This is a genomic window from Tepidicella xavieri, assembly GCF_004363315.1.
Taxonomy (GTDB): Bacteria; Pseudomonadota; Gammaproteobacteria; order Burkholderiales; family Burkholderiaceae_C; genus Tepidicella; species Tepidicella xavieri.
This window is the reverse complement of the sequence record NZ_SNYL01000005.1, coordinates 174739-186722: the sequence shown is the minus strand read 5'-3', so window position 1 is coordinate 186722 and position 11984 is coordinate 174739. Positions and strand designations below refer to the sequence as shown.

Below are 11984 nucleotides of genomic sequence, written 5' to 3'. Positions count from 1 at the left end.
CTCTCATCTTCGGTGTCTGGTGTCTGGTCGTCGTCGCCGTGGCTCACATGGTACCCGTACCAAGACCGGCCACAGGGGAGTTTTTCAACGGCCTGTTAGGCCCAAACTTCGTCCAGATTTTTTGCCGCCAGCAGTTTTTCCCGTAGCGCGTAACGCGAGGATTGCATATTGACCTCGCTGTTCTCCGGGCGCGGGATCGGGACAATCGCAGTCGCCGGTCCTTTGAACTTGATCATGTACTTTCCGGTGTCGTTGTAAGGCAGGATGGTCTCGACCTCGGCTATGTGGGTGATCGCTGCGACGGGGGCGACCTGATAGGCAGCGATGAACTTCAGCTTCGAGATGTGCTTCGCATTGATCCGAACGGCAAACCAGCAGTTCTCGTTCAGGAAGCGCTGCTTGAATCCTTCCTCGCGGGCGGGAACGACGATGGTGTCGAACTTGTCGTTCTCCGAACCAACTGGCTGCACCTGATCGCTTGGGTCTTCCTGCTTAGGCGGGGTGAAAGCGTTGATGCCAAGCATCGGCAGGATCAGCAACATGTCGGCGAGGAACGCCTGGGCTGTGGCCTTCGCAGCGGGGGCCATCGTCGGAGCCGTGGGGTTGTTCTTGTTCAGCAGAATGGCCCGGTCGTGCTTCTTGGCCAGGGCAACCAGCGCCGATTCCAGGTACTGAACTTCGGTCTTGCCGATCTTGTGGTTGCGGTCGAAGAAGTAGACGCCCCAAACCCAACCTTCCTTGTTCGAGACGTGATTCTTTAGCCGATCACCTACCGGATCGGCCTCGCCGATGTAGATCGTCTCTTCGGCGGCATTGCCGACGAGGATGTAGATACCGGCCTGCGAGAAGCCGGGCTCCTGCTTCAACTGATGGAAAAGCTCTTTGTTGAAGACGACGCCGTAACCCGACCAGTTCGATTTGTCGACGTGACGAATCCCTTCGGGGTCGCCGGTCGTGGCGAAAAGGGTGATTGAAAACGGCTGCATTAGTCGCTCTCCGGCACTCGCAAAGCACGCTGGGCGGTTACGCGAAACGCTGCCGACCAGCCGTACTTTCTACGATCAATTTCTCGATCACTCATTTCAAACAATCCCTCCACGCGAAAGCGTCCACCCCGACGACAACGCCTCCGCCTGCTGCAACACCGTCTGCACGGCGGCATCCTGCAGGTCGGGCGGGTAGCCGTACTTGCGCAGGATGCGCTTCACCAACACTCGCATCCGGGCGCGAGCAGAGTCCCGATGAGCCCAGTCGACCGACACGTTTTCGCGCAGGCTCATCAGCAATTCGTGGGCGATCAGCTTGAGCTTGTCGTCGCCCATGATCTGCACGGCGCTCTCGTTCTCGGCCAAGGCATCGTAGAAGGCGATCTCTTCGTCGGACAGGCCGGACTCTTCACCACGCTGCCGGGCAGCACGGATGTCCTTGGCCAGTTGGATCAACTCCTGCAGCACCTCGGCGGTGGTGATGGCGTTGGCGTGGTAGCGCGCCACCGCGTCCTCCAATCGTTCGGAGAACGCGCGGGTCTCCACCACGTTGGCCTTGGCTCTAGAGCGAATGCCGTCGTTGATCAGCTTGCGCAAAGCTTCCAGTGCGAGGTTCTTCTTCTCCATCTGCTGAACTTCGGCGAGGAACTCATCGGAGAGGATGGAGATGTCCGGACTCTTGATGCCCGCAGCGGCCAGGATGTCCACGATCTCGGTCGAGACCACCGCACGACTGACGATCTGCTGGATGGCCAATTCGCGCTCTTGCTGCGTAATGCCGGAGCCCGTGCGGCTCTTGACCAGCGCGGCTCGGATGGCCTGGAAGAAACCCACTTCCTCGCGGATGGCGCGGGCCTGGTCGCTGGCGGCGGCCAGCGCGAACGCCTTGGACAAGGCCAGCACGGCGTCCTGGTAACGACGGTGCGCGTTCTTCTTGCCTTCTTTCGTCTGCTCTTTCGCCGCCAGCTTTTGTTGCAGGTCGAGAATCCACTCGATGGCCCCGGCCATCACGCCCAAGCGCTCCTGCGGTGTACCGTTCAACGCGGAAACGTAGTCGAAGCCGTGAAACATGTCGCGCACGACTTCGTACTTCTCCATCATCACCGCCACCGCCTCGGCCTCGTCCACGCCCGTTTGCTCGCGGTCACGTGGTGAATACTGCGCCAGCGCGTTTTTCAGGTTCTGCGCGATGCCGATGTAGTCGACGATCAGCCCCGCCGGTTTGTCGCGGAACACACGGTTCACCCGGGCAATGGCCTGCATCAGGCCGTGGCCACGCATGGGCTTGTCCACGTACATCGTGTGCATGCAGGGCGCGTCAAACCCGGTCAGCCACATGTCGCGCACGATCACGAGCTTCAAGGGGTCTTTGGGATCGCGGGCACGCTTGGCCAAGAGATCGCGCCGGGCCTTGTTGCCGATGTGCTTTTGCCATTCGGCCGGATCAGAGGCCGCGCCCGTCATCACGATCTTGACGGCGCCGGCGCTGTCATCCTCACTGTGCCAATCGGGACGCAACCGCACGATCTCGTCATAGAGCTTCACGCAGATGCGGCGACTCATGCACACCACCATTGCCTTGCCGTCGAGGGCCGCGACGCGATCCTCGAAGTGGGCCACGATGTCCTTGGCCACCAGCGCCAGGCGCTTGTCACTGCCCACCAGGGCTTCGACGGTGGCCCACTTCTTCTTGAAGCGTTCCTGGTCGGCGACTTCATCGCCCTCTGTCAATTCCTCGACCTCGGCATCGATCTTGGGCTTTTCTTCCTCGTCGAGTTCGAGGCGCGCCAGCCGCGATTCGTAGTAGATCGGCACCGTCGCGCCGTCTTCCACCGCACGGCTGATGTCGTAGACATCGATGTAGTTGCCGAACACGGCCGGGGTGTTGACGTCGTCGGCCTCGATGGGCGTGCCAGTGAAACCGATGAACGAAGCGTTCGGCAGGGCATCGCGCAGGTATTTGGCAAAGCCGTAGGAGATTTCGCCGGTCTTGGCGTCCACCTTGGCTTTGAAGCCGTATTGGCTGCGGTGCGCCTCATCGGCGATCACCACCACGTTGCGCCGCTGGGTCAGCGGCCCGTCGATTTCGCCGAACTTCTGCAGGGTGGTAAAGATCACGCCGCCCGAGGCGCGACCCAGCAGTTCCTTGAGATGTTCGCGCCCCTCGGCCTGCACCGGTGTCTGCCGGATCAGGTCGCGGCACATCGAGAAGGTCGAGAACAGCTGGTCATCGAGGTCGTTGCGGTCCGTCAGCACCACCAGCGTCGGGTTGGCCATGGCTGGGTGTTTGACCAGAAGGCCTGCGTAGAACGCCATCAGCAGGCTTTTACCGGAACCCTGTGTGTGCCAAATGACCCCGACGCGCTGATCACCCTCCGGCGAGGACGCCGTCACCGTGCGGTTGACCGCGTGTCGCACCGCGTGGAACTGGTGGTAGCCCGCGATGATTTTGATCAGGCCGGACCCCGTTTCACCGAACACCGTGAAGTGACGCACCAGATCGAGCAGGCGGCGATGCTCGAACACGCCCTCGATCAACGTCGAAAGTTCCGGAGCTCCCTTCGGGGCAACGTCCGTGCCGTCGGTGGTGCGCCAGGGCATGAAGCGCTCCATGTCGGCCGACAGCGATCCCACCCTGGCGGCAATGCCGTCCGAGGTGACCAGCAGCGCATTGGTATTGAACAACGCTGGAATCTGCTGCTTGTAGGTCTGCAACTGGTTGAACGCACCGACGAGCGTGGCCTGCTCGCTGCCTGGGGCCTTGAGCTCGATCACCGCCAGTGGCAAGCCATTGACGAACACCACCACATCGGGCCGCCGGTTGTTCTGGCCGTTGATCACCACGAACTGGCTCACCGCCAGCCAGTCGTTCTGCTCTGGATGGTCGAAGTCGATGAGCGCGACCTTGCCCGCCGTCAGCGTACCGTCCTCGGCGTAGTACTCGACGTCTACCCCTTCCGTCAGCAGCCGGTGCAGGCGACGGTTTTCTTCGAGCAGTGAGGGGAGTTCAGACTGTGTTACCTTACGAATGGCATCCTGACGTGCCTCCAATGGCAGGCCGGGGTTTAGCCGCGCGACGGCGTCCTCGAATCGCTTCTTGAGGACGACCTCATCGTGACTCTCACGCTCGGGGCGGTGTCCATCGGGGCCGATGTCCTCCTCACGTTCGACGCTGTAATCGAGCGCACGCAGCTGATCCAGCAGCGCTTGCTCCACGGCGGCCTCCGACAGAAACGCCATTACGGTTCTCCTTGTTCTTCGACGGTAGACGGCGCAACCCTTTTGATAAGACCGTCGTAATGATCCTTGTCCACAGCCTCCATCAGCTCCAATACCTCGCGCAGAACGGGCTGCGTTTCAGCAAGGAGAGAAAGGTCGTGCTCAGGATCGGAAATTGCACCTGCATGCGAGTAGGTATTGAGAAGCCGCAGGATGCGGGTTTTCTTCGCGTTATCAAAAGACACACGGTCAAGGCGCGGCTGCAGATCGCCGCTCATATCGGGAAAGCGGAATGCTAAGAAAGCCTCCAGCAGGCGACGGGCAACATTGGGCAATCCGTAGTGGTGTTCGAGTTCGACCACATCATTACGGTTGGCTTCCTGGTAGACGCGCTTGAACAGATACTGGTATTCCGATTCGTGCTCCTCGAGAAGAGGATCAAGATACCCTAGCTCGCTGGTTCGTGATCCGTCGGCGTGCCGGCGAGATCGAAGCAGAAAGAACCTGGCCGGCCTGAGATCGATCTGATTCTTGCGTTGTCCCGGCAGGTAATGAAACCAGTTTTTCACCAGCCTGAAGAACGAAAAGCTGTGCGTGAAGATGAAAAGCTGCCCGGCCTCTTTGGTGCGCTCTTTCATGTAGCCGAAAGCCGAAAACAGCGCGTTGTCATCAAGACTGGACACCGGATCGTCAATGACGACAATCCCGTTCTTGAGATCGAAAGACTTATCCTGCAATGACTTGAGAAAATACAAGAACGCTATCGCGGTACGCTCCCCCTCGCTCAAATGCGCTACGTACTCGCCGTTGCGGGTCAAAGCGTAGCCTGTGCCTTTCGTTTCAAAGCGCAGCTCGTCGCGGCCAAGGTAGGCGCGTAACTCGGTTGTCAATTCGTCAGCGGCGCGATGATGTTCGAGGATTTCACGCTCCAGCCCCTCGATCTTCGCCTGCACATCCGCGTGCTGTTTTTTGACGACTTCCAGTGCAGCGGTTGCTGACCTTACAGCTTCGGAACGTTGCGCAAATTCAGCCTGTGCCTCGGCAACATACGATGCCTCCAGCTTCTCGCAAGCTTCATCCACCCGCGCCTTGAAATCCGCTGAAATCGCGTTGTGCTTCTCGATGGTCGCGTTGAACTCAGCAACAGCGTCGCTGAGGGAAACCCCCATCGAACTAGGAATGGGTATCGCCGTGGCGGCAGGCGCAAATGGCTGGTCGCGCTTAGCCGCCACACGCGCAATGAGCGCTTCAATCGCGGCTTCTACTGTAGAGCATGCCGCAGAAACCTTTTGGCTCGATGCCGATGCATCAGAAGCGAGCGCCTCATAAAAGCGCGAAGTATCAGGGAGTCGAAGCGATCCCAACGCCTGCTTGATCGATTCCAGCCTCTTTAAAAGATTTGCCAAATCCTGCTGAAATCTCGCGAAGGCGTCGTTGAAATGGGCTTCAAGGGCTGCACGACGCGTAGCCTGGAGCGGTTGCAGACAAAAGCGGCAAGTCTCCGAGGCATGTTCTCCCGAGTGCAGAACCAACCCTTCCTGTACCCATGCAGCAAGCCTGGAATTGCCGGCCAGCTCATCGAGCGTCTGAGCAACGACAGAGCGGTTGACCAGCGTATCAACCTCTTGTATCAGCGCGTCCAGTTCGATGGATGGAGCCGCAACCTTGTCGATGTTGGGTTTGGGCTGAGCGTCCTTCTGGCTGCGAAGCCGGGCTTTGTCCTCATCGGCGAGCATCGCGGCTGCGACGCCCTGTGCATCCAGCGCTTCGACGGCTTGCTTGAACTTGCGCTTGTCGTAATTGTTGTAGGACGGGCTGTTCGCGGTGATCAGCAGTTCCTTGATGTGTCTGGCCTGCCCCACGCAGAAATCGTCGAGTTCTTTCTCAGCGACTTTCTTCTTGGTTTCCGCTGCCGCCACTTCAGCTTTGATGGCAGCGAGCTCCTTCTTTAGTTCGTCGACCTGCGCTTGCTTTTCGACGCTGTCTTTGCCGAGAAAGTAGATGGGCGCGATGCCGCTGGTCTGAGAGAGGGTGGCGTTGACGAAATCGCGGTTGAAAACGCGCACCGGAGGAAGCCCCGCCGATGCAAACGAAGAACCGCTCACCTTCGCGTTGCCGTCGAACTCCAATTCAACTTCACCCTCGATGAGTGCCGTTTGCTTCTCGACCAGAGAGAGCAGCCATGCCAGGGTTGTTTTCCCACTGCCGTTCCAGCCATAGATCAGATTGAACCGACCGAACGAATGCAGGTTTTTGGGCCAGGCGAAGTCTCGAAAGACCCGGAGTTTGAGCTTGGCAATGCGCGTCAACTTCATACTGGCCCTCCTTGTTGATCGGTGGGCACCACAGCAGAAGCCGCTGCCCCGCGCGCAGTATTCAACGCCTCCACATAGGCGTCCCGATCCAGTTGGTAAAGCAAACGGCTGACCTCGATGTTGATGGGCAGCTCATCGCCGCCTGGCAGCAGGAAGCGCAAGGTCGGCGAGTCTCCGTCCTCTGCGTCCACAGCCAGCCCGACGTGCGCGTCGATCAGCGCGTTGTCCTGCGCAAACCGCTCCCACGGCTCGCGGGAACTGATCGGGTCGAGCTGCGCATCCAGATAGGCCTGATGCAGAAAGGCCACGATGGCATCAGCCGCCAACACTGCGCTGCGGCGATGGTGTTCTGACAACCGCGCCAGATACGGGTCTTTGCCGTGACTGGCGGGGCCCGCCTTGTTGCGCAGGTCATTCAACGCGTCGGCCAGCTTGTGGTGGCTGGACACCAGCTTCTTGAAACGGTCATCACGCACATCGCCCAGCTTGAGGGCGCGAATTGCTGCCGTCAGCCAGTCCGACAAAGAGGGCGTCTCTTGCGTCGGCTTGAGCGGAGCTTGCTGGGTGTGGAAACTTTCCACCACGACTCGGCAGACCACCTCGACGACGGTTTTGGCGCAGTCGATGCACGCGTCGTTGTTCTGCTCCAGATTGCGCTCCATCGCCTCGAAGGTCTGCTGCAACATCGGCGCATCGCGCCAATGGCTGCAGGCCTCGCGAATGCCGGGGCACCAGTCCAAGGTCATACAAGACCTCTAGCGTTTTCTAGAACCATCTCAGCTTTGGTACCCATGTTGTAAAAGCATCTATCCCGGCGCTGCACTCCTCAGCGGACTTACCAAAGATGCCGCTTCGGACGTATGGCGATTTTTCTTCGAGGCTTTCCAGAGAGGAACGCAGCTCTTTCAGGATGCGATCCAGGTTATCCCCCCGATAGCCGTAGCAGCCTGGAGGCACCCAGTACCAGTCTTTGTCTCGTTTTGCGAAATAGGCATAACTGAGCGCCATCAGGACTTCCAGCCTGTCGAAGGCATAGCTAAATCGGGACTCCGAAGGAATCAGACTGCGGAATCGCGGTTGCAGCAGCGCATGCAGCCAGTCGTTGAGCGGCGCGTAACGACGGTCCATGCCTTCGAGAAGCTTCGCTGGCTCATTGCCACGCTCGAAAAGGCAAAATGGTGGCAGTAATTCGATAGCGGTCTTATCCTCCCTATGCTCCCGGTGGACAGTGGTGCCGAACAGCCTCCCTATGAACTGCAGTCCTCGTTCGCCAGCTTCAACCGCACCCAGCCCCAATGCATAAAGAAGCAAAGTAGCGGGATAACGCTGCAATTCAACCCAAAGGTTGAAGCCTGATTCCCCGCGCCGTGTGGCCAGCCTTGTTAAGGCCGTCTGCCACGTGACGCAATGCCAATCCTCCACCCAATAGCTACCCACCACGGCCATCGCGATGAGCGTCTCGCAGGCGGCCTCATAGGAGCGCACCCGTGCCGTAAAAGTATTCGTATCTGGCGCAGGCCCACCTTGCAAAGCGAATGCAGGAGTGGCAGTGGCGTCGAGTACTCGGTCTACCTCACCACCGACAAGATCGGCAAGACGGATGCGGTGCTTGGTCTCGGCGAGATAGCCTTTGAGGCTGGCAACCGCAGCTTCGGTCGATAGGGGATGCGGCCGCGAGAATTGCTCCAGCGCCTCGACCAGACGCGCCAGCTCCGAGAAAAATCTGTCCGCATCGGAAATCTGGAGCAGTTGCGCCTGCCGATGTCCGATCAGGCGCTTGGCGGCATTGCCCGGCTCGCCACGCACCGCCCAGAAGTGAGAAAAGCGCCGGGACACCGACCGTTCTACGGCAGCACGCAAAGCGGTATCCCATTCCGCCGACCAACCGCAAACGATCAGGCCGAACTCGTCGAATATCCGATCCAGCAGATCGTCGAATTCCTTGGGGTAGGTCTCCAGCTCGGCGGGCGTGTTGCGGATTCGGGTGTCAAGGTAGTCGCCATGCACCTTGAACACGCAGCAGCGGGTGTGAATCAGAGGCATCGCGCCGTGCACCTGATCCGGCGAACTGAGCACGGTCGGCACCACACCAACATCCGCCAGAGCCGTCTCCATTAGACGGTCAAAATTGGTGGTGATAATGACGCGGATGTATCCCTTCGCCGCAAGGCTGGCGATGGCCCGGTGTGCGACGGTGGGGGCCTTGAGGCCCTCAGCGCGCTCCTCCTCGGAGGGCTCCAGGTAGTCGCGCAGCAACTGCTGGCGTTCAGCCGGGGTTTTGGCCAGCGCGTCCAGCAAATCGGAATAATCGGGTTCCTTGCCGTAACGCTCGCGATACCAAATGGCTGGATCGGTTCCGCAGTTTTCACCAGCCACTCCGGCCAGTTTGCGAACGAAATCGAGTGTGATCTCCCAGCCTGTGGGGATCTGAGCGGAGCGCGAAACGCCCGAGCCGACTAATACGGCATAGACGCCAGGATTCGCCTGGATGGAGAATGCAAGCGAGTGCAGCGGATCGATCATGCCTTCTCCGCCTCTTCAAGAATCCGCTCGGCATCTGGAACGCGCAACTCGCCGGAGATAAGCTTGGGCAGCAGGGTGTCGCGGAGTTGGGCGAGAGAGCGGGCCTCACGTTCGTTTTCCGCCAGCTGTCGATAGAGGGAGCCTGCCGACCTTGTAAAACTTGCCAGCACCAGATCGGAAGGAACTACAACCTGAAGTGGTCGGAAGTTGCTCTTGCTGATTTCCTGGAACGTCGAGCCGTTGGCGTTGCCGACGATGGCATCCATGCTTTGTCTGCACCACTGCAGCACGTAGACATTTGGCAGAGCGCCGTCACACTTCATCGCGATGAAGCCTTGGTTGATGGCTGTCGGAATTTCGGTAATCGCCAAATAGCCGATTGGCGCCCGTGACGAGAGCAACACCGTGCCTACTGGCAAGAGGCCAGAGCTGATCTTTGCAAGACCGGCATCGGTAATCTTTCGATCCGTGTCCAGCAGAACAGGAAACTTCAGGGCGGACAGGTCTTTGGGCGTTGCCCAGCAGTGTTGCCCACCTTCCCAAAACTCTGGTTCCTTGGTGCTGGGCGTAGATCCGCCGCAGACCGTCACTTCTTCGCCAATCGTCGAATGACGCCACCCCTCCGGAATCTCCCCCAACTCCGACTCGACGAGACGGTCGGGGAAGAGGTCGTAGAGGTGCGCGGGCAGGCCGGGAAGCGACTGGCCGCGCTGCCAGCGGCCTTCCATCTTGGCGCGCACGGGCTCGAAGTCCACGAACCACGCCTTGAACAAGGCGCGGGCCATCGCCTCCAGGGTTTCGTTTTGCTTGCGGTTGAGCTCGATCTTGTCGTCCAGCGTGCCGAGGATGTGGGCAATGGCGCGTTGTTCTTCGATCTTTGGGGGGTGAGGAACAACGATCTCGCTTAAAAGCGAGGTGTTTAGTGATGGCATGGTTGCCCCAACCGCAATTGATCTGATGTGCTCCTTAAAGGCAGGAAGACCAAAAAAATACGAGAGATATAGGGGGTCAATCTTGTTTGGGTCTGGTCGTACACGGAGGCATCGACCGGAAAAAAGCCAGCCTTCCTCCTGCTCTCTGACTAATGCGCGACGATCGACCGACCCCACACGGCTAAATACGATGTCGCCTTGACTTAGCTGATAGCGTGATAACCGTTTGAGATCAGCGTCAGAGACTTTGGGTGTATTTTCGTGGAGGATTCGATTTTCACCCAAATGCTCAACTGTGATAATTGGCGTGCCATTCTGAACGTAGTCTTCTTGATGAAGCTGGCTACCAAATGGTCCTGTCTGGATGCCAGCATTCGGATCGCAAAGATTAGAAAGACGATCAACGCAAAAATCCGCAGAGAATTGCCCGTAAGGAGTCTCTTTCCACTCACCCGCCATACCCAAGCTCCTTCAAGTTGGCCTCGATGGCCGCATCCAGCTTGGCGGCCTGCTCGCGCTGTTCGCGCCACTGGGCCGCCAGCCGCGCCATCTTGTCCGCGAACGGCTCGCCGTCGTCCTCCTGTTCCGCCGCGCCGACATAGCGCCCCGGTGTCAGCACGTGGCCGTGCTTGCGGATGTCCTCCAGCGTGGCGGATTTGCAAAAGCCGGGCACGTCGGCGTAGTCGCCCGCACCTTTCTCGCCGCGCCAGGCGTGGTAGGTGTCGGCGATCTTTTTGATTTCATCATCGGTGAGTTCGCGCCGGGTGCGGTCCACCAGCACCCCCATCTTGCGGGCGTCGATGAACAGCACTTGGCCTCTGCGGTCGCGCAATCCCTTGCCGGGGTTTTTGTTGCGGGCCAGAAACCACAGGCAGGCGGGGATTTGCGTGGAGTAAAACAGTTGCCCGGGCAGGGCGACCATGCAATCGACCACATCGGCCTCAATCAACGCGCGGCGGATGTCGCCTTCGCCGGACTGGTTGGAGCTCATCGAGCCGTTGGCCAGCACGACGCCGGCGGTGCCGTTGGGGGCGAGGTGGTGATAGATGTGCTGCAGCCAGGCGTAGTTGGCGTTGCCCACGGGCGGTGCGCCGAATTTCCAGCGCACGTCTTCACGCAGGCGCTCGCCGCCCCAGTCGGAGATGTTGAACGGCGGGTTGGCGAGGATGTAGTCGGCCTTGAGGTCGCGCAGTTCGTCCTTGTGGAAGCTGCCTTCGTTGTTCCAGCGGATGTCGGCGTCGATGCCGCGCACGGCCAGGTTCATCTTGCACAGCCGCCAGGTGGTGTAGTTGCTCTCCTGGCCGTAGATGGCGATGTCGCCGATGCGCCCGCCGTGCTCCTGCACGAACTTTTCCGACTGCACGAACATGCCGCCGGAGCCGCAGCAGGGATCGTATACGCGACCCTGGAACGGCTCCAGCATTTCGACCAGCACGCGCACGACCGAGCGGGGCGTGTAGAACTCGCCGCCGCGCTTGCCTTCGGCGCCGGCGAACTGGCCGAGGAAGTACTCGTACACGCGGCCGAGGACGTCCTTCGACTTGTCGCCGTCTTCGTTCAGTGCGATGCCGGAGATCAGGTCGATCAGCTCGCCCAGCATCACCTTGTTGAGCGCGGGCCGGGCGTAGTCCTTGGGTAGCACGCCCTTCAGGGATTCGTTGTCCTTCTCGATGGCGCGCATCGCATCATCAATCAAGGTGCCGATGGTGGGTTGCTTGGCGTTGGCTTGCAGGTGCGACCAGCGCGCCTCCTTGGGCACCCAGAACACGTTGTCGGCGAGGTATTCGTCCTTGTCCTCGGCGGCTTGCGGGTCTTCGGCCAGCAGCGCCCGGTGCTTGGCCTCGAAGGCGTCGGAGATGTACTTCAGGAAGATGAGTCCGAGCGCGACGTGCTTGTAGTCGCTGGGCTCCATGTTGCCGCGCAGCTTGTCGGCGGCCTTGAACAGATCCGCCTCGAAACCGAGGTTGCCTCCGTTGCCGTTTTTGGCAGTGTCCTTCTGTGCCATCGGG

General features: G+C 59.8%; 7 protein-coding genes. All 7 read right to left on the bottom strand.

Going from position 1 to position 11984, the window contains the following annotated elements; translation table 11 throughout:
• Positions 1-95: 95 nt before the first annotated feature.
• The 7 genes from DFR43_RS06220 to DFR43_RS06190 all read right to left on the bottom strand — a co-directional run bounded on the left by DFR43_RS06220 (position 96) and on the right by DFR43_RS06190 (position 11980).
• Entirely contained in the window at positions 96-986 is an 891-nt protein-coding gene (locus tag DFR43_RS06220) for a GIY-YIG nuclease family protein (protein WP_133596718.1), read from the bottom strand.
• Between the two features lie 96 nt (positions 987-1082).
• A complete protein-coding gene (locus DFR43_RS06215) occupies positions 1083-4226 on the bottom strand; it encodes a type I restriction endonuclease subunit R (RefSeq protein ID WP_133596716.1) in 3144 nt (1047 codons plus the stop codon).
• A complete protein-coding gene (locus DFR43_RS06210; protein ID WP_133596714.1) occupies positions 4226-6520 on the bottom strand; it encodes an AAA family ATPase in 2295 nt (764 codons plus the stop codon). The genes DFR43_RS06215 and DFR43_RS06210 overlap by 1 nt, the downstream gene beginning before the upstream one ends.
• A complete protein-coding gene (locus tag DFR43_RS06205) occupies positions 6517-7266 on the bottom strand; it encodes an abortive infection family protein (protein WP_133596712.1) in 750 nt (249 codons plus the stop codon). The genes DFR43_RS06210 and DFR43_RS06205 overlap by 4 nt, the downstream gene beginning before the upstream one ends.
• Before the next feature lie 19 nt (positions 7267-7285).
• Positions 7286-9043 carry an SIR2 family protein gene (locus tag DFR43_RS06200; protein ID WP_133596710.1) on the bottom strand — a complete coding sequence of 586 codons (1758 nt, stop codon included), beginning with the start codon at positions 9041-9043 and terminating at the stop codon, positions 7286-7288.
• Positions 9040-10434: a restriction endonuclease subunit S gene (locus DFR43_RS06195; RefSeq protein ID WP_133596708.1), complete on the bottom strand. Its 1395-nt coding sequence runs from the start codon at positions 10432-10434 to the stop codon at positions 9040-9042. The genes DFR43_RS06200 and DFR43_RS06195 overlap by 4 nt, the downstream gene beginning before the upstream one ends.
• Positions 10424-11980, bottom strand: coding sequence for a class I SAM-dependent DNA methyltransferase (locus DFR43_RS06190; RefSeq protein WP_133596706.1), 1557 nt, complete (start codon positions 11978-11980; stop codon positions 10424-10426). Before DFR43_RS06190 ends, DFR43_RS06195 begins: the two co-directional genes overlap by 11 nt.
• Between the last annotated feature and the right edge of the window lie 4 nt (positions 11981-11984).